A 22252-nucleotide genomic window follows, 5' to 3' on the forward strand; every position below is an offset into this window, starting at 1 on the left:
TGCCATAAACTTTACGTCCCGCACCCGGTCAGCAGAGTCGGTTAATGCCGTGTAAAGTTTATGCTCCCCATTGCAGCCCTTGCTCAAAAAGACTAAATCTTCGCCTCAATCTAATTTAGCCAAGATTCATGCTTCGGCACGTTAAAGCCTTTGGCACAAGTTTAAAACAATATAAATTCACCACCCTAAGATTTTAATTGAATGACTGGTAAGCGGACAAAGCGGTCATTCATTTATTTAATAATTATAAAAACTCAACTACAATCAATTCAATTATGCCGCATCTCTGTATTATTAACTGTTAGCAGATTATGCCCAATCGGATACGTAGCCACGTTCTCGAAGAACGATCACTCGCTTTCTTACGAGAAGTATTTCCAGACTCCTGGGTGATTCATTCTTTTAGTAAAGATTATGGGATCGATGTTCAGGTAGAACTATTTACTGAGAATGGAGACCGCACAGGGATTCGTTTCTACGGTCAAGTTAAAGCTACAGACAATGACGTAAGCGATGATGTTTTAAGACTAGATCGCTCGCATTTCGAATACTGGTCTGGACATACTGACCCGGTTGCACTGTTCCGGTACTTTGATACGACGAAACAGTTGCAGTGGTGTTGGTTGCATGATGTCGATTGGCTTATGAAGCCAGGGAATGAGTCCTTAGACGTGGCCGGTTTATTGAAAACATGGAATATAGCTATTTCTCCGACGGAGGTTGAAAAATACCTACACGCAAGAAGGCAAGCACTGTTTGAGCCGCTTATCCCTCCGTACGAAATCACCATTGAGCAATTAGACAACAACGATGTCGCACCAGTTATCGCCGCAAAGATCGCTAGCAAAATCAAATCAAAGAGCTTCAAGGTTCTTCCGCGAGAAATGTCAATTGGCCATTTTCAGTTGATCTTCGCTCCTAACAAGATAGCTTCAAGCTACAGCGGCCTACCGGGCTTCGTGTTTCACCACAAGGAGAAACTAACGGAAGGCGAGCTAGTAGAGCATGCTCTATTGGCGACATTCCTTTGCGCATGTCGATATGAACGAATTATCTTTGCAAGATCACTTGCTAGCGTTTCGGCACCACTCCTATATCGCGCCGCTGGAGAAGAGCTAAGACTCCAGTTCTTCGACGCAATGATTTTTTCCTTAGGGCTAATGTCGGCCGTAGAAATGATTACCCCTTTGCTAAACGGTGAAGCCGATTCGTCGTTGCCGTGGTTCATTTTCTCGACAACATGCGCTGCTTCATCATGGAGATATGGCGAGGCGCATACCTGGTCAGCATTGCTCGAGAGTTGGTTGGAAAAGCCACCCATCCCTGAGAATATCGGTCCGTTCGCCTACAACTTGGGTAACTCGCTTGCTAGCCAAGGGAGATGGGAAGAAGCCCGTGAAGCATACAGTATTGCGATAGCAAAAGATGCTACTTATGATCGCAGGTCATATTTCTGGAGCGAGTACGGAGCAGCAAATTTCGAAATAGGAAATTTTGAAGAAGCCTCTAACTGTTACAAGAAAGCACTTACTCTGGAAGATTCCTCAGAAAATCGTTGGCGCCTTGGAGACACTCTCTTTAATGCGGGTCAATTCGCAAAGGCCAGCGAGCAACTCCAAATTGCATTACCTGAAGTAGGTGAACGTAATCGGACCTATGTCGAGCTTCTCTTAATGGTGTGTAATGAACTTCGCGAAGTGTGGGGGTTGGAGTCACAGACTGGCTCACCAATCGAGGAACGCGATATGGACGTGTTGCAGCAATATACGTCAGCCATGAATGAAGGTGAGATCATCGCGCACCTTCTTCCACTTATGAATAAGAATGCAATTGATGGTTGCCTTAACTTTAACGCTGGTGTGTTAGCCAGTCGAGATGGTTACTACTCAATTGCTGCATACAGATTCCTGACTTGCGCTCTTAAGCAACGTGGGGATACGGAGGCATGGGTTAACTCAATCATGTGCGCTCTAAACTCTGGGAACGCCTACTTGGCAATCCTTTCGGCTAAGACTGCACACTTTTTCGTGGGCGAAGAATTTTTACCATGGGCGCTTGGCATGATGCCGGGTAGTCCACAAATTCCTGCACAAATAGCAGATTCATGGCGGTCCTTAATGACCGAACTAGTCGAGTCATTTGAACAGGATCGAACAGGGAGTGAAGAAATTCCGGTACTTCGAATTCATACGCCAGATGGCACAAAGGTGTTTCATTTAGGCAACAACAATATGGGCTAATCCATTATTCCGCCAGCCTACGCGAAAAGCCAAGCAGGCCGGCGAATTCAAAAATTTTGACCATCCGCTTAGCGGACATTAAAAAACAAACTGCTAGCATTAGCAGTCTATGTGCTCACACATAACAATTAAGTTAAATGTTGCTTTGCAGATTTATGCAACAGTAGGTAAAAGCTGATTTAATTGACATCTGTGAAATACGAGTTAATTTATGCTTCCATTATTGCCTTTAGTCAACTTTATGGTTCCTTGCAAACCTAGATAAAGACTCGACTCGATGACAGATCCTTATTAACTGCATAAATTAATGCTTCTAAAATTTAATCAATAAATTGTCCTTCTTACATTCACAATGGTTTTTCATGCAAATCAACCACTTGAAATCTCAAAGTGTTACACATTACTGTTACACGTAGCACACTTTAATATTGTGCTTGTGCAATGGAACAACTCACATGAGTGATGAAGTGAAAAATCAAACCAATCTCGCCAAGCGCAAAGGCGCTGACGCTTATCATTTCCGCGCAAGAATACCTGCTGAACACCACCGATTTACTCTGACTAAAAACAAAAATCTATATTCTGGTTTCTAATCTAGAACGCATTAGCATTTCACATAATAATTTGGCTTTAATAAACCAAGCGGTGGTTAAAAAAAACCACTTGCATCTTCCGAGATGTCCTGCCTGAGAGTAGATCATTGAATTAATTGAGCTTTATAAATGGCATGTTTTCTGCATACCTTGGTGGAATGATTTTATAAACATTTCTAAAAGCAAACTCAATGGCAACAAAAGTTTTAAATACTTTTTTTGGAATAATCCTGGTGATGTTATTTTCTGTTAACCATGTGCAAGCAGAAACAAAAGCAAAACCTGCAAATAACACGCGTTACCTCAAAATCACAAAAGGTCACTCCTATCCACTACGCCTGGCGAATGACATTGAAACATTGGCGATTGGGGATCCCAACGTCATTCAAGTAGCAACGCTTAAACCTAACATGATCATCATCAGCGGTCAGATGACCGGTAGCACTTCATTAACCATTTTTAGTGCAGATAACCAGAATACGTCCTATGTAGTGCAAGTGACCAACGACACTACACAACTCAAAACACTGTTGAACCAGATTGAACCCAACGTGAAGGTAGACGAAATTGGTGAGGTCATTGTACTCAAGGGAACCGTAAAAACAGCAGCGGCTCTGAATAGAGTTTTAACGATAGCAGATCGCTTTATGAGCTCATCTGCCACACCAGACTTTTCTGTTATTTCTGACCAAGGAGGTGTACTGGCAGGAAATACAGATGAAACTGAAGAAGTCAATCCAGTTAGACAAAACTTAGCGCTTCAAATACTAAATATCAATAGCCGACAAAATGGAGGGCAAGGAGGAAATCAGGGGAGCGCCACACGCGGAAACCGAGGCGGCGTAGCCGCATCATTAAATCAGCCTTTATATCCGAATAAGGGTAATCTGGCACAAAACATTTCACGCGGTGATGTAGTGATGGTCGCCCAGGGAAAAGTGATGAGTCTCATAAAGGTGGAAAGTCAGCCGAAAGTCGAAATTCAAATGCAAATCGTTGCCGTTGATAGAAACAAAACTGACGAACTGGGTTGGGACTGGCGACTTACAAGCATGATTGAGAACGGCGGCAGCACAACTGGTGTTAGCATTGGCAGCATGCTAGGTGGCGTTAGCCCAAGTATAGGAAACGGCATTGGTGGAACGGGAAATACGGGAGTTACTAATGTTGGCACATCAACTATTGCAGGAATATTAAGTTACGCAAATCCAGCGCAAGGTATCACGCTTGGGTTGGTTAATTTTCTAAAACTCATAGAAGAAAAAGGTGCCGGAGCAACTTTATCAGAGCCATTGATCACTGCATTAAGCGGCGAATCTGCTAGTTTTTTAGTGGGGGGCTCACTTCCAATACCTGTGCAAATGATATCCGCCGGTAGCACTACTCAAAATCCAGTGGTATCAACCAACGTTACTTTTGTGCAATATGGCCTGAGTCTAATTGTTAGACCGACGGTATTAGAGAACGGTAAGATCTCAATCATACTTGATCAGTCCATATCTGAGCCTGACTACACTAATGCATTCACATTGATGGGAGCCCCCATCCCTTCGTTCAGGCAAAAAACAGTCAGCACACTTACTGAGTCGGCCAGCGGTGAAACGTGGGCTGTAGCTGGCTTACTCACTGAAGAAGACAGTAAGAAATTCAGTGAAGTGCCATATTTTTCACAAATACCTGTGCTAGGTAGTTTATTTAAGAAGAAGAACAATAAGGTTTCTAGAAATGAGTTGTTTATTGTAGTTAATGCGAGACGTGTTGATGGTGTAAACAACACTACTCAGAATTTCAATGATTCCGGGAACTTGAAACCGACAGATGATAATTTAATCAATAATGAGTCTGTAAATGACGCAAGCACAACGGAAGAATCAGAAGCCACACTAAACAATAAGCTGGCGACAGCAAAACCAGAGCAAAAAAAAGAAGCAATTAATAAGAACAAAAAAATATCTGCTGTTAATGACATAAAGAAAAACAGCCTGTCAGATGTAAATCAAAAATTACCACTGATTGTAAATGGCCTACCAAAAAAGACTCCGCAACAGGCTGATGATGCTTTCAGTCCAGCTATAGAGCCGAAATCAGTCCATACAAGGCAAATTAATAACACAAGCAGTTTGCCAGCCGTAGACGCTCAAATACAAGATAGCACGTCAAAACCTATCAACGAGCCCCCAAATCTCGATGATTCAGCCAGGCTGTTTGATGGGATTTCCTATCTCTTAGATACCGATGTTGAGTTGAATCTGTTTACTCAGACGGCTAATTTACCAAAATTACGGCCAAATAATCGATTCCCATTTCTGAAATCTAAAAAACCATTGACTGAATCAACACAAGGTTAAATGTAATTGGCAACCGTTATGAAAAATATAAAGTTAACAAACTATTCTAAATTGGGCTTTTTAGCCGCATTAATTCTAAATATATCGGCTTGTGCTTCAGTTAAAAGCCCAGATGCACCAGTGCCGCAGAATTACGCGTATTCATATCAGAAACAATTACAAGCCTCTCAGCATTGGGCAATTGTTGCCGACGACATGTCAAATCAAGTGATTAAAAACCTGCAAGCGAGAGGATTATTCAATCAACCTGTATACATTGCGATAAAGTCGAATCACTCGGCATTTAGTCAGGCACTTAACGATTTTATGATCACTAATTTGGTTAAGAAAGGCGCCAAAGTCAGTCGCTCCAAAGAAAAAAGTACAGTATTGGATTACAAAGTTCAAGTGTTGAAATTCAATGCGAATCGGAGTGTAGCTTTACCTTCACAAGCCCCATTAACAGTTTTGGCTGGAGGTGTAGCAGTTACGCGTGTAGTTGCTGATGCGATTGATCTCACTGGATTTGAGCAAGCCATTATTACCGGCGCAGTCTTGACTGATTTATGGGCTAACGATAAGGCGCCAAAACTGGAGCTAGTAGTTACTGCCTCAATGGTCGAGAACAATTTATACACCATGAGGACTACAGATATTTACTATGCTAACGCTGAAGATATTAATTTATATAAGCATAACAAAATGGAAGACAGTCCTTTTGACGACCCATTCTATAACCAGCGTCGTCGATAATTTAAGCCTCTTACAAATTCGATTTAATAATAAGCCAATTAAATATACACATAATAACTCCAATGAAAATATCAGGAATTAAATTAACGCTAGGGTTTATGGCTGTACTTGTTACTTTCTTTTTGGTGACATTTTCAAACAATTGGGGTAATGCAACTGCAAAAAAAACTACAGAAGACCTTGAGCCGATTATTAGATCAGTTCAGCACAAACCAATCGAAGCCAGAAAACATTGCCCGGCAATTATTAAGAAATTACGGGACAGCATTACAAAGCTAGAAGGTAAAGACGTTGAAATCAGGCGGCTTAAAATCATCAAGCTTATTGCAGACTGCGAATTAGCCTCACAACAATATAAGTCTGCATCAGGCAGTTTGGCTGATCTTTCAAATGCCCAGCCACAAGTGGCCAAATGGCATGGACTAAGAGCAAAAGTGTTATTTAAGCTAGGCAATTTGAATGAAGCTATCAGGGAAGCCCGGCTAGCGGTTCAACTGGAGCCCTCAAACCTTCAGTGGAAAGTACAGGAAGCAAGAATTCTGGCGCAGACAGCGATGCGCAGTCGCACAAAACGAGCTTACGAAGCCGCAATTAAAATTGCCCCTTACGACCAAGCGTCAGCACTTCAGGAAGAACTAGCGACTTTCTTGAAAAGTACAAAACCACAATTCCCTAATGAATCAATCGAGTAGTAGATCCAGAAATGCGCATTCTCATTATCAGTTCACAGCAAACATTCAGACAGCAAGTGCAGGCAATTTGCCTGCGATTGCCTGACCGTATTGTTAGCTTACGTACGGCAGAGTCCATTGGCCAGGGCTTAGAACTGGCATTACAATTTGAAGCCCAGGTAGTTTTTATTGATCTGACCAGGAACATAGAAGCCGGCATTCTAGCCATAGAGCAATTGGCGCTGATCACCAATCGTATGGTGGTAGTGAGTATAGATAAATTCAGTACTGAATTTATGTCGCGTACCATAAGGGCAGGTGCGCGTGAGATTCTAGCCCAGCCAGTTCAGGAAGAGGATATCCATCAGATCATTCAGAAAACGGAACTGTTATTGACGGGTAACAGTTCGCAGCAGCCAGAGCGCACCGGTAAGATATTCATGTGTTTTTCAAGCAAAGGCGGTGTAGGAAAGACCACACTTGCATGCAACCTTGCCATCACTTTGCAGCAGAGATTCGGTAACAATCAAGTTGCCCTCATTGATGCCAATACTGAAGCGCCAAATATCGCACCCATGCTGGATCTGCGCCCGCAGAGATGGCTTCGCGATGCCATTGCAGAGTATCGACGCCTTGACTCCGAACTGTTAAAAGAGCTGATGACAGTTCACGAACCCTCTGGTTTGAATGTGCTGGCACATAGTGGCGACAACCCTCTTGGGTTGGATTTTTCTGAAGACCAGCTATCTAAAATTTTGTTAGTTGCCAAAGGCACGTATGACTGGGTTGTTGTGGATACTTTCCCATTACTTTCTAGCCTTAACCTTTCTCTAATGGATCTATCAGATGAGATTTTACTGGTTACAGAAGGTGTAGTGCCTTCACTTCGCAGTGCACGGCATAATCTCGAAATGTTAAAAAAAGCTGGCTACAACGAAAATAGAATACGAATCATTTTAAATAAATATACCCCCTTCAAAGGCAATGTATCCCCTGAGTTAGTTGAGGAAACATTAGCCTGGCCGATTAAAGACGTTATCCCATACGATGTACATTCCACCATTGCTGCGAACAGCGGGTTACCGCTAGTACAAATGTTTCCAGACCGTGATGTCACGCTGGCTATTGCTGACCTGGTAGATGCCCTAACCGGTGTAGAGTCTGCACCAGCATTGCCTGAGGCTTTTATTGAACGTCAATTGCGACTATTCCGTAACTGGTTAAATATTAATTGATGGAAAATTCCAATACAAAAACACTACGTGGCGAACTGCGCGAGCACGATCAATCAGTAGAGCGTAATTTACTGGCTGAACGGGTAGTGGCTCTCAATCAAACGGCCATGCAGACTGGCTTACTGCAGCAGACGGAAACTCCGGGAGTTACTGCATCCACCTACACTCAGATCAGGCATAAACTACATCGCGGTTTGCTGGATTTACTGAACCCACAGGCGGTAAGCAACGCAACATTTGAACAGATTAAAAATGCTGTTGAAGACTATGTCATGACAGCGCTAGTGCAAGAATCCCTACCATTATCCCGGCATGAGCGCGGCCGCCTAGTAGAAGATCTGCTATACGAAGTATTAGGTTTAGGCCCCCTGTCACCGTTAATGACTGACTCAACCGTGTCTGATATTCTGGTAAATGGTCCACATCATATATTTGTTGAGCGCCATGGCTTGCTGGAGATGACAGATGTGCATTTTCACGATGATGAACATTTAATGTTGACCATCGAAAGAATACTGTCACGCGTTGGCCGTCGTGTGGATGAGTCCAGCCCAATGGCGGACGCACGCCTGGCAGACGGAAGTCGTGTCAATGTGATCATTCCGCCATTAGCTTTTAAAGGCCCATCCATATCAATTCGTCGCTTTATGCGCAATATCCTTGAAGTAAATGAATTAGTGATGGGGGGAGCTCTCACCCAGGAAGCGGCCGACTTTCTAAAACTAGCAGTCAAAGCACAGCTCAACATCATCATTTCCGGCGGCACTGGTTCAGGTAAAACAACCATGCTGAATTGCCTCTCACAATATATTGATGATGGTGAGCGTATTGTCACTATTGAAGACACTGCGGAACTTCAGTTGAACCAAGTACATGTGGTTGGTTTGGAGGCCAGACCGGCAAACACTGAAGGTAAAGGCAACGTTTCGATTAGAGACCTGGTTAAAAATAGCTTACGGATGCGGCCAGATCGCATCATTGTAGGTGAGGTACGGGGGGCAGAGGCGCTTGATATGCTGCAGGCCATGAATACCGGTCACGATGGCTCATTGGCAACATTGCATTCCAATAGCCCAAGAGACACTTTGGCCAGGATGGAAACTATGATGTTAATGGCCGAGCTGGATTTACCCCAGCGTGTACTGCGTGAGCAAATTGCTTCAGCGGTTAACCTGATTGTGCATGTCAATCGCTACCCTAATGGCGCCAGAAAGGTATCTAACATTACCGAAGTAATTGGTATTGATAATGGGGTCATACTGACCCAGGATATTTTCGTGACCAGGCGAGAAGGCGAGCATATGGTAATGAAAGCCACCGGCATTATGCCTTCTATAGCGACTATATTAGATGAACGCGGTATTGAGTTAGACAGCAATCTTTTCGCAACATAAAAATATATGTTTTACATCATTGCATTATTAATATTGGTTTTGTTCAGTTTGCTGGTATTCGATTACATTGTAACGTCCAGAGAAGACAGGATACGCGAACGTCTTTTAGAGGGTGTGTTAGGTACGGATGAGGAAGATATCAGCCTATGGGCCGATGCTGCGGATTTGCTGAAAGTTGATGCATTTCGTCAATTAATCGAGAAAAGTACACTCACAAGAAGTTTTGATATCAAGCTAAAACGTTCCGGTTTGGAAATATCACTCATCAAAGGCCTGATATTAATGGTACTCGGTGCAGTATCAGGGGCTTTAGTCGCCTATTACTATTTCGATAATATATCTGCGGCAGTTGCAGGTGTATTGATAATCCCAGGCGTAATGTGGTTTTTGCTTAGTCATTTAGCGCAGCGCCGCTTAAAAAAGCATGATCAGCAGCTGCCGGCCTTAATCACAGGCTTAATTACGACCATGGGCGCTGGCGGCACACCAATGCAGGCGTTGCAAGTTGCTTCAAAAAATGCCCCCAAACCGATTTCAGAGTCAGTAGAAATGTTGGTCAACGGCATGCAAATCGGCAGGTCACCCAACGCTGCATGGAAAGATTGGTCTGAATTCTGGGATACGCCATCATGCAAATTAATTTCAACTGGAGTGCGTCTTAAATGGGAATCAGGCGGCCAGATGACTGCAATACTGGTGCATATTCTTGAAACACTGGAGTTTCATAAACGCATGGAACTAAGGGTGAGTACGCTCACCGCACAAGCAAAACTGTCTGCATGGGTATTATCCACCCTGCCCGTTGCATTAGCGCTACTTACCAATGCATACCGCCCAGATCTTTTTGATTCCATGCTAACGGACCGTTTGGGAATCAAATTACTGATTGCTGCCGGCGTGATGACGCTAGTGGGTTTTATCTGGTTACGTAAAATCGCACGTCTTAAGAATTAGGGCAACGCTATGATATTTATTATTATTCTGTTGCTAATTGGTTTGGTTGCTATTGGACTCATGTTTTTACGGCAATACAAAGTGCACCAGCAACTTATTACAAGACTGCAATTTGGGTTCGATCAGCAACCAGAAGCAATTGATATTGTTGACCTTTCCGCTGGTGATTATGGCCTGCAGGGAAGCGAACGCATTTATTATCATTTACGTGAGTTTCTGAATACCCCACAGGGGAAAATATTGATGTTTAGCCTAGGCGCTATCGTTGCAAGTGCAGCGCTTGCGATCATGGAAAAACCATTCCGCAGCATATTGCTTGGGGCCGGTGGCGGAGGTATTTTATTACTGACATCAGGTTTGTTTTTTCTTTATGTAAATAAAAAAGAAAAATTAAATAAAATACAAACAGAACTCCCAAATGCACTGGAGCTTCTAGCTGCAATCATGGAAGGAGGTATGGCATTTGAATCCGCACTAGTGCATATGCTGCGCGAGGCAGACCCTAAGCATCCGCTGTATTTCGATTTACTCATTGTGAGTGAGGCTATAAAAAAAGGACGTCGCCGCAATGAAGCACTGGCTTTATGGGCTAACCGATGTGAACTGGTTTATATCTCAGATGTTGTATCCAGCATGATTCAAGCCGAACAAACGGGTGCTTCATTAGGCTCGGTACTCAAACACCATGCCCAAGCAGTGCTTCGCGAAAATGAAGCCGTGATCCAGAGACGTGCGGAGCGTCTACCGGTCCGTATGCTCATGCCAATGGCGGGCTGTATTTTACCGGCAGTAATTATCGTCGCTGCAGGTCCTAGTATTGTTCGTATTATGCACATAATTGACGACATCATTTCCAAATGAACACACATAAAAACAACACCATTACTCTTGAACGTACAGGGCAAGTGTTAGTTACCAAAATACGCTGTGCAAACAATTACTTTCTCAGGTTACGTGGGCTAATAGGCACTCCCGCACTGACAAAATCAGAAGGAATGTTAATCTCCCCTTGTAAGCAAGTGCATACACATTTCATGCGATATCCGATTGATGTAGTGTTTTTAGATAAACATTACACAGTCATTAGCAAGGTGATTGCAATGCAACCATGGCGCGTTTCCAGTTATGTAACTAATGCACTCCATGTCTTGGAGTTGCCTGCGAATACTGCAGCCATGCTAGAGCCGGCAGATAAACTTATATTTCAGTAAAGTTTGTTCATTTGTGAAGGAAGCAAAATTGCAGCAGCTAAGAAAATCTCAGCAATCTGATGGATATGAACATGTAATGACTGCTGACCGAATTCCAGCAAGACCCAAACCAGCTAGTTTTCGACCAATTTATATAGAGCCGCAAAAATCTCAACAAAATAAAAATGCTGATGTAGCCGGTGCCGATGAAGCAGGGATTGCATGGTGGCAGACCAAGTATTTTAAACTTCTAATGATATTAATTTCGATGCTGGGCTTCGTTGTTTCGTCAGCCTGTTTATTTGCAACATTATTGATTGATCCGAAACTCACCACTAACTTTGACGGCGAAGTGGGAATATTTTTCCAAAATATGTATGCTCATTATGGCACCGCCGGCGTCCTTACCTTTTGGGGAATCAGCCTTTTATATTTCTTTGCAATGGCCTACCGCAATGCGGTTAAATTCTGAATTCGTGATAAAAATTGACTATGTTATTAACAACGAGTTTCAAGTTGTTAGCTCAAACAGGATTAAATATGACCGAAGGCACTTGCCAGACTTCAAGCTCTAATCCTGGACACATGGGTATGCATTTGAATTGAAAGCCCACTCCGGTGCTATAGCCTGCCAGATTTGGCCTGCCTTCAGATGGGCTATTTTAACTAAGCAAGGATTTATAAATGAGACTGGCTTCATTCTCATAATGGCACCAAAAGCAAACGAAATATCAGTACTCACCGTATAAATTCAAATCCGGCGACTCTAAGCTGCGCTGTTGCTGATTGCCTTTTAATAGCAAGCTGTCGTCATTGGGGCTAAAGCGCTGACTATTTTCGGAGTCACTCCGGTAAGTTTCCGAAAATGGCCTTTGCTGTTTACGTTGAAGTCCGTTAATGACAACAATGCTATCCGGATCCTTACTAGGCTTAGGCAGGCGTGTTGTCACTTTAACCTCTTTGACAGGAGTAAGACGCGAGTCATCGCTAAATGGCCTGAATACAACTCGCATAGGACTGCCAATGGTAGCCGCCAGCACCGAAACATGTGCATCTTCCGGTGTCATCTGCAGCACCACAAACGGCTCCTCATTAGAACGCTTATTTTGAGGCATGTTACGAGGCACATACATCACCTCGGCATTTTCCGCAATCAATGTAGCAGTCACGGCACTTGATGCCCCTACCGTGACAGCACCTGATGTAGCAGCTTTCAGAGCTGCCCTTGCATTGGCTTTTGCTTGACCATCACCTGGACTCTCACCGCCCCATGCATCTGACGCCTGTTTTTCAAGTGCTCTGATATTTGCGCCACTGGCCGCAGATGATGCTTGCCCGGCAGAAGACTCGATTGACAACAAATCAATTCTATCCCCTACACGCATGGTGTTTAAAGACCCAGGAAAAAGGTTTGCGCTAATATGCACGATACGCATACCCGGTTTAGCAATCCCTGAAAAACCAGAGTGTGCACCGGCTTCGGTAATATCTGACTCCTTAAAATGCTCACTCGCTAATATTGTTCTTCTGGCGAATCTCCCGATAAATTCTTTAGGCGAAATTAATGCGTCTGCAGGCACCTCACTCGGTTTCAGATATGAAATTCTAAACATTAGGCTGCTTATTCTAGAACCCATTTGAATATCCTGTTTGGCTACAGGAATTGCAATCGTACCAGGCGGCCTTTGTCGCTCTTGTTCGACCTGTTTGGGTTTTGGTGAAAGTATAAAAAATGCAGCAATCGCTACTAATATCAGGAGAGTCATGATGATAATCATACGCTGACGTCTTTGCTGGCGGATGCGGGTATTGTTCTGTTGTGCCATGTTAGTTACGCTAAAATTATGTTAATAAACTATTTGTTAATTTAAATTCAATGACTAAAGAATTGTCATGAGTTAACGCTGTCGGGGGTGTTTTTACTAATTGCATGACGAAACTGTAGTTCTTACCTGATCACCGATTTTATCGGGAGGTGTAATATCCACCTGATAACAACCTCTGAAATCTCTAAAACGTTTCACTGTAGGATTCTTACTTGAGCCAATTGGGCCTATTTCAGAGCCCGCTGTGCCAACCAATTGGTTGCTACCTGCCACACCTACATTGTTGGGGTTGTAAAAATATGGGAGCAGGCTCAGGTAATCATCCGGTAACTCCTGTAAGCCAAAGGTCAGAAAGGATTCAAAAATAGAGCGGTAACGCGTTTGAACTTGCAAAGGAACTGAGCCAGTCCCTGCTGTCACCAGGTTATTACATTCACCATTCGCATCAAAACCAGAATCCCTGTAATCTGCACCATTACAAACCAACTGAAAAGCTGGCCTGAATTGCTCGTTACCGGCAGAGCTTGGTACATATTTCAGATTTTCTCCGCTATCGTTACTGTCTCCAAAAAAGTAAAAGCCGGTCGCGCCTTTTAAATCACCTTCTGTTGGGCAATACTCGGTGCCTGCAGCTGTACCCGAACCACACATCTTCCCAGGTGGTTTCAACCATAACTTATAGCCGTTTGCCAGGCAGCCATCCAAACGTTGAATAGTGATTACACCAGCGGCATTGTCCACACAAACCTTGGTGTATTGGGAATATAAAGCTTGATTAAGCTTAGGCAGGCCTTCATACGTATCGGTACCGCTAACTAATTCCCCAATCTTTTTACCGGCAGATCCGTCACAATTGCTAACATCAATAGGCAACGGATTAAATAAATAAATGCTCGTCTCATCCGGCAATCCATTATCGTACTCAGCGCCATCGCAATTTGGATGATTAAAATTACCAGGATTGCTGTGATCTCCAAGATTTTTCCTTTCTACGATGCCTGACTTGTTCACTAGCAATCTAGGCTCATGAGCACTCATACTCATATTTTTTGGCACCAGCCACTTTATAACGCCTGTAATTTGGCAATCCTCAATTTTTGTGGGAACAGGAGCATCTGTGCAAATTGGATAAAAATCCTCCGAAATTTCCAGATCTCTAAATTCAGTATCCGGATAAATATCATCGATCGCTGCCTTGATATGTGCTCGATTAGCTGCAAGGCTTAAATCGCAGGCATTGATTTTTATAGGAAGATTGGCACTAGCAGAATCAAACGTTCCAGCAACATATTCAGCAGTGCAGTCAATGACATTAGGTACATTGATGTCATCGAACATATAACTATCAAAAACAGCCTGCCTATTTTCATCAACTCTTGCATTTAATTCAGTGACTGTTTCGCTACCAATTGGCTCAATCTGGTTCAATTTTGTATATGAGTATCCAATTGCATTAGCCCATTCATTTGCTGCAGCCTTGGCTCCATCACCGGTTTTACTGGCGTGATAAGCGGTAATTCCTAGCTCCGCGCCACCCATCACCACCATGACCAATAAAATCAGCAGAATCGCATATTCCACCATAGCCTGCCCACGCTGCCTTAATGAAGGCAGCGCTGCAGTTTTGGAAGTGCATAGTGACGAAGTAATTTGCTTCAGCATAATTTAGCTGCTAATTAACAAGCACACATTGTTGAACGCAAGGCAGAAAAACAGGCTAAGCCGCCTCTGCTTTCTGGCGGCGTTGCTCGACAACATGCATCGCATCAAACGCTTTTTGCCAAGTATCGGCATGTTCACAATCGGCGTACTCATCAAAATACGGGCCGCCTAATGTATAGTGAATTAATGCTGCATCAGGATTTGGTTGGTTATAACCAACTAAGTGGTTCCATTCAATGGGTATCTCACCTATCTCATCATCACTACTTAGCCATTTAAACTGGTGCAATTCCAGACCAGTTGCAGTATTTACAAATTCCGGCGTCAGCGCTTTGCAGCGTGCGTTATTAAATAAAATCACGCTAGACCAGTTTTTCTTTTGATACTTAGTTTGTATTGCCCCTAGAAACTTGGTTTCTTCAATCGGATTATGATCATGCTTCACGCACATCACCGCATAACGGTCATCACGCATAGCCCATAGCTTGGCAATGTCTTCTGTCATGACCATGTCGCAATCCATGAAAACACTCCACCCTTCATAGTTCGAAAGATAAGGCGTCAAAAATCGTGAGAATGAAAACTGGGTAGACTGCAATGGATTAATATCGCGCGTATATAAATCCCCTAACTGACTAAGCATGATGGGCGCAATGCTTACGGGTTGCGTGGCATGACTGTGAATACTATGAGATAGCACATGAAAAGCTACAGTTTCTCTCGTATCAAAACCAATAAAAACAGGAATCATACAAACCTCAAATAGTTTATAAATAACTAATTGAGGACAGCAATAAATATGCCGCAATCGCTATTGGAATAACTTATTGATTATATATATTATTTTTTAATCAAATACGATGGGGAAGTGGTTGTTATTATACAAATGGTTTATTTAAACCATTTATATGATATTTGTATCGATGCTATTTAATATAAGCAACTCTTAAATTAAGAAAAGGTTTTTCGATCGCATTCCATGTAATGTCAGATATGGCAATAGTTATTGGTAACACCATAAATACCGATATTAATAAAACGTCCACTCTCGGCTCTCCAGTGAGTTTTGGTAACAACGCTGGATATTTGCACAGAAGCTGAATAATAGGAAAATGAAGCAAATAAATAGAAAAACTCCGCACACCTATCCATTGAAGAAAAAGCCCGCACAATGACTTATTTTTCAATTGCGCACCTACAAAACCAACTATAAATATAGCCCATATAGCGCCCTCTGCAGCAGGCCAAAGTGCCTTCCATGCGCCTGTAGACGGCCATCCGCCTAAAGAATGATAATAAACAAGGGCTAATAGAGATATTGGTATGCCAGCTAAAAAAAGTCTTCGGCATAAGTCTTTTGAAGGCAGATGATTCTTAAGCCAAAATGCTGCAAGCATGCCTAATAAGAATTGATCAATACGTCCAGCCAAATGCCAATACGTTAAATCGCGCGCATCCCCCCCGAGAGTGACTGCCAGCACGCGTAATAAATTGACAGCAAGTAACCACATGGCAATAGTTTTAAATGGCTTATCTGCTGCCAGCTTAAAAAGAAGAGGGAATAACAGATAAAATTGGAATTCCACGCCAATCGCCCAGGCCATCGCTGTTAATGGCCCTGTTTCTAATGATTGAAAATCAGCCAAAGGCAAAACCATAGACAGGAATGATGGTAGGTTAAAAGCTTTGGGTGTTGCTGCCAGAGCCACAAATATTAAAGTTAAATAAAGTGGATAAATTCTCAAAAAACGATTAGTGATAAAACCGGCGTAATTAATAGTTTTGCCGATAGAGCCATAAGTAAAAATAAATCCTGAAAGCACCATGAATAAAGCTACTGCAGTATGGCCTTCAATCAGAGGGATTAGTAAAGGATTGTTGCTGAACTCCCACATCGATACACCACTAAACGGTTTATTGTTTTTAACATAACTGCCAATCAGTTGATATGCGTGAAAAAACAAAATCCAAATAGCAGCAATACCACGAATCTGGTCAATAGCGGGAATATAACTAATATTTTTACTCTGCATAACTAATATCGGTTTAAATCGGAGCACATGATATGAGAATCTGCTGAGAGAAATATCTATCCATTTGCGACCTTGTCACTTTAATAGAGGCGTTACCTAAAGTGATGGCAGCCTTATCAGATTGGTTAAATTGAGCATCGACGCGCGCTCTCAATTCCTGCAATGACGAGTCTGGCCTGAATGATTGTGTTACAACTCTATAACCATTCACTTCCAATAATTGAGTAAGCGTTTCAACAGAGAAAAAACGAATATGGGTGACATCAAACAAGCCGGCATTGGCGTAGTTAAAGCTACCCGACACTACACCATTGATATATTGAAGGTTCTGAACATTAGGTACTGAAATGACAACTCTGCCTTGAGCCGCAACCAGCCTTTTCAGCTTTTGCATGAATTTCCATGGGTTATATAAATGCTCAACAACATCTGACAGAATAATCAAATCAAATAATGCGCCCTGATATGTATCTACAAATTCTTCTGCTGTTTGATGTATAAACTGGAAGTTCTGATAGTTTTCACATGAATCATCTGCAACAATATCTACGCCGTATAAATCACTTTTATCTATAGCGTATCCTAATGACTTGGGAAGTTCGATCAAATTCGAGCCGTCCGCACAGCCGATTTCACAAATCCGTCTTGGCTGGCAATCTATTAATTTAAACAAGTCATATCTAGGTTTAACTTTGTATTGAGCCTGTGCAATAGAAAATTTCTGCCCATAGGCAAAATCTATCTTAAAATTTAATGCCTGGATCTTTTTATGCGATGACCATTCGGAATGGACGATTCGGCTGAAAGGTTTTTGAGGGTCGATCTGAGTAATTTCCAGCCCCAAAGATTCCACTTTTTTAGAAACAGCGATTTCTGACGCAATGCATTCTTCATAATTTGCACCGATAGGGAAGCCATTGATAGTATCCAACGTGCTCCTTTTTAATGCCCAGATTAAACTGCGTAAGTGCTTTGCATCTTTTCCTGGATAAATAGCGTTGCGCTGCATGAAAGATAAATAAACTTCTGCACGCGCTTTGATTTCAGCACTCACTGGATTGCTGGATGGATCATTACCTTGCAAATCGCTCCAGCTGCGGGTCCAGTGCTGGTTGATACTTTCGCCGACTAGTCCAACCTGTGCATTCTCCAAGGCTTTAAGATAGTCATGCACCCAGCCATCCTGGATAATCCGGCACTCGTCCTGCAAGAAAATAAAACTATCTACGTCTTTAAACTGGCGCCAACCATAATCCCATGCACCGATATTCATTCCTTGATTTTGTCTGTATAGAATATTGGTTTTATATTTTCCAGAAGAAACTTCTATCAAACGCTGCTCTTGTTGATTAACGACTATGGTGATTTCAATGAGATGTCCGGGCTCATGAGCGTCAATTGATGCGATTAATGCCAGAAGATCATCAATGTCACGTCCGTCATAATAAGAAATGATTACCATGCACTTCTGCTGACTTAATGACCCAGTTGGGTCACTCAAAACAACATTACTCCACAACCGCCCTATCATTTCTTTAGAGTAATGCTGAGCGATATGTTGCTGTCCCAGTCTTATCCTCGACACGACCTCTTCTGGGTTTGCTACTGCCCAACGCACCCCCTCAATTAAATCATCACCCACCCATGCGCTATTGGCAAACGATGCGTATGAAGGCAGGTTTCCTGCCACTACAAAACGGCCACTCCATAATGTTTCCAATAATCGGTTTGAGCTTTTGGCTTTCTTGATATCATTATCAAGTGTAGGAATGACGACCAAGTCGCAGTTCGCTAAAGCCTGTGCAGTGGCCGCTACACTCCAAGGGGTATATTCAACCTGCAACCCCTCAGGTATGAATTTCTGTATGTCGCTTATATCGTTCGTCAATGCAGTGACAATGTTTAACGCGAGTGGCTGTTGTTGAGCATATTCAGCTAGCTGAGGTAACCACTTGATAAGCGTATCAATATTGACCACATGACCAAACCAAAGCAGTTTAAGTGCTTTATTGGGACTGAATTTAATTGTCCCTTTAGAAAAATCTACAGGGTCGGCGATGATTGCATCGACATTTTTCCCGGTTGCCAGAATAGCTTCTGCCATTGCAGGGGTTGATGCCGTAACCTTATCCGCGATTGCAAGCAGCGCATGCTGTAATGGACCGCGTTGGGGATGCGTCAAGAAATTGTCGCAAAAATCGGCAATCACTGTCGCTCCGCGATTTTTAGCATCCTGCGCCAGTTTGACTGAGAAATCCGTAAATACTTTTGATATGATGACAGTATCACCTTTTTGCGGAACGTTACTTCCCCATCCCCCCATCGCTTGGGCATAAGCTTCATTTACGAACTCACTGTTCCAGCCCGATTTTTCAAGTTCCAATGCTGGAGCCAGAACCCGATATCTAGCACTGGCCAAAGTTGACGTTTTATTGGTACCTTCGCTTTTAATCGCGCCAGCAGTTAGCCAGATCAGACGTTTACTTGATATATTGAAATGCGATTGATATGTGGCAACATGGTCACCATCCGCTTTATTGCCGTATGCTGCAACTAAGTCTGACTGTAGTTCATTCAGGGCACCTGACCAGTCTTCAGATATATTCTGCCTGTAAACTTTGCTTTCTATGAACCACAAAGATTGATTACCTTGATACCCCCAGCGCCAATCACCTCCCGGAGTTTGTACTAGCACTTTAGATCCTAATCCCAAGCCTGCACGCAGGTGCATATTTGTGTTGGATACGCCAATGTTCTCATCCAGTAACGACAAAAGTGCAAGCAAGTCTTCCAAATCATCAGTTAATGCTGCGGCATCGTGAACAGGTGAGTTGAGCCTTTTCTCAAAGCGCGGAAGTTCGTCCAAAACAATATTCCGCTGCAAAGAAATCCATGTTGCATTGACAACTGAAAGCGTTACTGCAAATGCATTTTCATCTACGGCCTTCGTAAGTTTTCCGAGACTCCTTGCAATATCTTCGCTGGCTACTCCGGCACGCCAATTAATGCCAATGTATGGGCCGTTGCCGATTGATTTGAGCCATTCTCTCCACTTTTCGACAAGTTCTGGTTTTGGTGTCAGCGGCAGGGCTGGTGCAACAGGAGGTACGCCTAGGGACTCAACGGCTACAGGAAGCTCGTTAACGATAAAGGATAAGTCGTATTGTGTGCTATCAGGTGCAGGTTCGGCATCTGAAAAAACTTGATTAAAATAACCTGTTCTTTCAAGAATGGGCACTAATTTCTTTCCAGACCAATAATCGACTTTAATGCCTGCTTCAGTTAGCCAAGGCAGATAACGTAAAAAGGTGAGTTCATCACCCAAACCCATGTCGCGCTTGATTAGCACGTGTAAGCCACTGTGTTTTTTTGTTAATCTCGGACAACACCAGTCGTTGATTAATTCATCGCGTTTAGCTACATTTCTCGCGGTATAGTCTCTGAAACCCCGCACAGTATCACCAAGCTTTAACCTTGCCATGCCACAATATTCCTGAGCATCAAGTCTGTTGGGATTTATCCTGATGCATGCTTCATAATCGGCAATTGCATCTTCTAACCGATTAAGCTGTAAAAAAGCCGCCGCTCTACTATAGTAGATACTGGATGTATTTTTAACAGCGCTATTGCTGATTGCATCCGATGCAAATTCAATCGCCTTATCATGACGTTTTCCAGCTGATAATGCGCGAACATAATCGCCAATGATACGGCCATCTATCTGAGATATTTCGGCTGCGCGCTGCAGTATGCTGATAGCTAAATCATGCTTTGAATCACGCAATGCAGCCCATCCCAGCAGATGCAGGGCTTCAGCATTTTCTTGTATCGGGCTGGTTGCTGCCAACATTTTTATCACTGATTGAGCGGCTTGAATTGCAGCAGGGATATCCCCCGCATTGACAGCACCCCAGCCTTTTTGCAGCAAATGATCAACTTCATCCTGAACGATCTGCGGTTTTGAGATATATGATTGCGCGCCATTGCTCTTCAATGACCCAAACTTTTCATGTAGCACTTTGCCAATATCGGCAAAAGCACTGCCCCAGTCCTGACTCGCACCTTGGCGGTAAATTTTACTATTCGGATACCATGGGCTGGCACTGCCATCCGCAAGCCAGCGCCAGTCCTGATATGGTCGATTAACCAAGATCTGTGCGCTTAAATTGAGTGATTCACGCAGATGTACATTGGTGTTGGGCACTGTGACGTACTCATCAACTATACTTAATAAAGCGAGCATGTCTTGCAGATTGTCGTTGTAGTATGAAAAATCAATAAAATCCCGGCCAAGCGCTGTAGCAAATTCTAACTGTTCCTGATCATCCGGAACGCGCTGTATGCTAATGACAGTGGCATTGATATTAGATAGTAACTTTCCTAACTCCTTAGGAGAGGCCGCCTTGTCATACATACGCAGGCCTGCCCGCTGCTTAGCGCCACGAGCCCCGGCACGCCAGGTAACTGCAATATATGGTGCAGGACCAATTTGAGAGATTTTTTCCCTGACTCTTCTGACTCTTGATTGATCAGCCATTAAAGCCAAAGGTGGCGGAGTCTCTATCGAACCGGTTTGAATGGCAGCCAGTGGCAGATCGCCCATGTTTAACCAAAAAGCATTTAATGGCGGGGTTATTGCCTCTTTAACTGATGCAAAAATTCCTGTACCCCTTAGCAGAACTTTTGTTTTCTTATCTGTTTGTAAATGAATCCGCCAGCCCGCATCGGCCAGAGGCTTTGCAAATCTGGCGTAAAAGAGTGTGTCGCCGGGCCCCTGTTCGTTTTTAAGCCATAGTTCGCCAGGTTTTGTGAAATGTAATGCAGGACAACGGCTGCCAGCAGCTAAATTCTGTGAACGCCCCGTGTATATTTCAAAGCCATTGGCATAGTCGCCTTGAATAAGGTGGCAGAAACTAAGCGAACCTTCCCAGGCCATTAAATGCGGCTTGAGAGCGATTGCCTCTTTTGCATAAGCAGCAGCAGTTCCATACTGATCCAGTGCCACATAAACTGCCGCCAGAAGTCCGCATAGCTCGGCACTACTGCCAAACTCCCTCAGTGCCTGCTGTAGGTGGGTTAGCGCTAACTCTGCTTCACCAGCAACGAGATAAGCTTCTGCTATATCTCTGCATCTTCTTTCGGTTACTTCTATTGCCAAGGCTTTTTCCAGCAATGGAAGCGCAATATCAGAACGACCATCCCGGCTCGCAAGCAGGCCTAAAATATGAAATGTTTCGGGCAGGTCTGGACCAATTGCCGCAGCCATTTTCGCATGTGATATTGCGCCAGCCATGTCACTCTTATACAAAGCATCCCATGCTTTAGCGATATAGTCTTGAAATAGCCCCAAGGAACTGGCAGTGACGGTACTCAT

At 43.3% G+C, this 22252-nt stretch carries 16 protein-coding genes; 11 read left to right on the forward strand and 5 right to left on the reverse strand.

Features of this window, described 5'->3' with window-relative positions; genetic code table 11:
* Positions 1-311 precede the first annotated feature (311 nt).
* The 11 genes from GQ51_RS05775 (at position 312) to GQ51_RS05820 (ending at position 11829) form a co-directional block, all read left to right on the forward strand.
* Positions 312-2240 carry a tetratricopeptide repeat protein gene (locus GQ51_RS05775; protein WP_047550923.1) on the forward strand — a complete coding sequence of 643 codons (1929 nt, stop codon included), beginning with the start codon at positions 312-314 and terminating at the stop codon, positions 2238-2240.
* Between the two features lie 455 nt (positions 2241-2695).
* On the forward strand, positions 2696-2833 hold the full coding sequence (locus GQ51_RS12455) for a hypothetical protein (protein WP_160280001.1): 138 nt from the start codon (positions 2696-2698) through the stop codon (positions 2831-2833).
* A 191-nt stretch (positions 2834-3024) separates the two neighbouring features.
* Positions 3025-5181, forward strand: a complete 2157-nt coding sequence (locus GQ51_RS05780; RefSeq protein WP_047550926.1) for a type II and III secretion system protein family protein — start codon at positions 3025-3027, stop codon at positions 5179-5181.
* An 18-nt stretch (positions 5182-5199) separates the two neighbouring features.
* Positions 5200-5913 carry a hypothetical protein gene (locus tag GQ51_RS05785; RefSeq protein ID WP_047550929.1) on the forward strand — a complete coding sequence of 238 codons (714 nt, stop codon included), beginning with the start codon at positions 5200-5202 and terminating at the stop codon, positions 5911-5913.
* A 62-nt stretch (positions 5914-5975) separates the two neighbouring features.
* On the forward strand, positions 5976-6605 hold the full coding sequence (locus GQ51_RS05790; RefSeq protein WP_047550932.1) for a hypothetical protein: 630 nt from the start codon (positions 5976-5978) through the stop codon (positions 6603-6605).
* An 11-nt stretch (positions 6606-6616) separates the two neighbouring features.
* On the forward strand, positions 6617-7819 hold the full coding sequence (locus GQ51_RS05795) for a nucleotide-binding protein (protein ID WP_047550935.1): 1203 nt from the start codon (positions 6617-6619) through the stop codon (positions 7817-7819).
* The gene (locus GQ51_RS05800) at positions 7819-9213 is read left to right on the forward strand and encodes a CpaF family protein (RefSeq protein WP_047550938.1); all 1395 of its coding nucleotides are present in this window, start codon (positions 7819-7821) and stop codon (positions 9211-9213) included. The genes GQ51_RS05795 and GQ51_RS05800 overlap by 1 nt, the downstream gene beginning before the upstream one ends.
* 6 nt (positions 9214-9219) lie before the next feature.
* A complete protein-coding gene (locus GQ51_RS05805; protein WP_047550941.1) occupies positions 9220-10167 on the forward strand; it encodes a type II secretion system F family protein in 948 nt (315 codons plus the stop codon).
* Between the two features lie 9 nt (positions 10168-10176).
* Positions 10177-11028, forward strand: coding sequence for a type II secretion system F family protein (locus tag GQ51_RS05810; RefSeq protein ID WP_047550943.1), 852 nt, complete (start codon positions 10177-10179; stop codon positions 11026-11028).
* A complete protein-coding gene (locus tag GQ51_RS12650; RefSeq protein ID WP_052177728.1) occupies positions 11025-11378 on the forward strand; it encodes a DUF192 domain-containing protein in 354 nt (117 codons plus the stop codon). The genes GQ51_RS05810 and GQ51_RS12650 overlap by 4 nt, the downstream gene beginning before the upstream one ends.
* A 28-nt stretch (positions 11379-11406) precedes the next feature.
* Positions 11407-11829 carry a hypothetical protein gene (locus GQ51_RS05820; RefSeq protein WP_047550946.1) on the forward strand — a complete coding sequence of 141 codons (423 nt, stop codon included), beginning with the start codon at positions 11407-11409 and terminating at the stop codon, positions 11827-11829.
* Between the two features lie 259 nt (positions 11830-12088).
* Here the strand turns inward: GQ51_RS05820 and cpaB are convergent, their stop codons facing one another.
* The 5 genes from cpaB to GQ51_RS05845 form a co-directional block, all read right to left on the reverse strand.
* Positions 12089-13183 carry a Flp pilus assembly protein CpaB gene (cpaB, locus tag GQ51_RS05825; protein WP_047550949.1) on the reverse strand — a complete coding sequence of 365 codons (1095 nt, stop codon included), beginning with the start codon at positions 13181-13183 and terminating at the stop codon, positions 12089-12091.
* A 96-nt stretch (positions 13184-13279) separates the two neighbouring features.
* Positions 13280-14845, reverse strand: a complete 1566-nt coding sequence (locus tag GQ51_RS05830; protein WP_047550952.1) for a TadE/TadG family type IV pilus assembly protein — start codon at positions 14843-14845, stop codon at positions 13280-13282.
* Between the two features lie 55 nt (positions 14846-14900).
* Entirely contained in the window at positions 14901-15596 is a 696-nt protein-coding gene (locus GQ51_RS05835; RefSeq protein ID WP_047550954.1) for a glycosyl transferase, read from the reverse strand.
* A 175-nt stretch (positions 15597-15771) separates the two neighbouring features.
* Positions 15772-16878, reverse strand: coding sequence for an acyltransferase family protein (locus tag GQ51_RS05840; protein WP_047550957.1), 1107 nt, complete (start codon positions 16876-16878; stop codon positions 15772-15774).
* Positions 16879-16891: 13 nt separating this feature from the next.
* Positions 16892-22252, reverse strand: coding sequence for a methyltransferase domain-containing protein (locus GQ51_RS05845; RefSeq protein WP_047550960.1), 5361 nt, complete (start codon positions 22250-22252; stop codon positions 16892-16894).

Origin of the sequence: Methylotenera sp. G11, from assembly GCF_000799735.1 — a bacterium.
Classification (GTDB): Bacteria; Pseudomonadota; Gammaproteobacteria; order Burkholderiales; family Methylophilaceae; genus Methylotenera.

Bases quoted from the DNA above. Each gene is read 5' to 3' on its own strand.
- GQ51_RS05775 (WP_047550923.1), top strand. From the start codon at position 312: ATGCCCAATCGGATACGTAGCCACGTTCTCGAAGAACGATCACTCGCT.
- GQ51_RS12455 (WP_160280001.1), top strand. From the start codon at position 2,696: ATGAGTGATGAAGTGAAAAATCAAACCAATCTCGCCAAGCGCAAAGGC.
- GQ51_RS05780 (WP_047550926.1), top strand. From the start codon at position 3,025: ATGGCAACAAAAGTTTTAAATACTTTTTTTGGAATAATCCTGGTGATG.
- GQ51_RS05785 (WP_047550929.1), top strand. From the start codon at position 5,200: ATGAAAAATATAAAGTTAACAAACTATTCTAAATTGGGCTTTTTAGCC.
- GQ51_RS05790 (WP_047550932.1), top strand. From the start codon at position 5,976: ATGAAAATATCAGGAATTAAATTAACGCTAGGGTTTATGGCTGTACTT.
- GQ51_RS05795 (WP_047550935.1), top strand. From the start codon at position 6,617: ATGCGCATTCTCATTATCAGTTCACAGCAAACATTCAGACAGCAAGTG.
- GQ51_RS05800 (WP_047550938.1), top strand. From the start codon at position 7,819: ATGGAAAATTCCAATACAAAAACACTACGTGGCGAACTGCGCGAGCAC.
- GQ51_RS05805 (WP_047550941.1), top strand. From the start codon at position 9,220: ATGTTTTACATCATTGCATTATTAATATTGGTTTTGTTCAGTTTGCTG.
- GQ51_RS05810 (WP_047550943.1), top strand. From the start codon at position 10,177: ATGATATTTATTATTATTCTGTTGCTAATTGGTTTGGTTGCTATTGGA.
- GQ51_RS12650 (WP_052177728.1), top strand. From the start codon at position 11,025: ATGAACACACATAAAAACAACACCATTACTCTTGAACGTACAGGGCAA.
- cpaB (WP_047550949.1), bottom strand. From the start codon at position 13,183: ATGGCACAACAGAACAATACCCGCATCCGCCAGCAAAGACGTCAGCGT.
- GQ51_RS05830 (WP_047550952.1), bottom strand. From the start codon at position 14,845: ATGCTGAAGCAAATTACTTCGTCACTATGCACTTCCAAAACTGCAGCG.
- GQ51_RS05835 (WP_047550954.1), bottom strand. From the start codon at position 15,596: ATGATTCCTGTTTTTATTGGTTTTGATACGAGAGAAACTGTAGCTTTT.
- GQ51_RS05840 (WP_047550957.1), bottom strand. From the start codon at position 16,878: ATGCAGAGTAAAAATATTAGTTATATTCCCGCTATTGACCAGATTCGT.
- GQ51_RS05845 (WP_047550960.1), bottom strand. From the start codon at position 22,252: ATGAGTACCGTCACTGCCAGTTCCTTGGGGCTATTTCAAGACTATATC.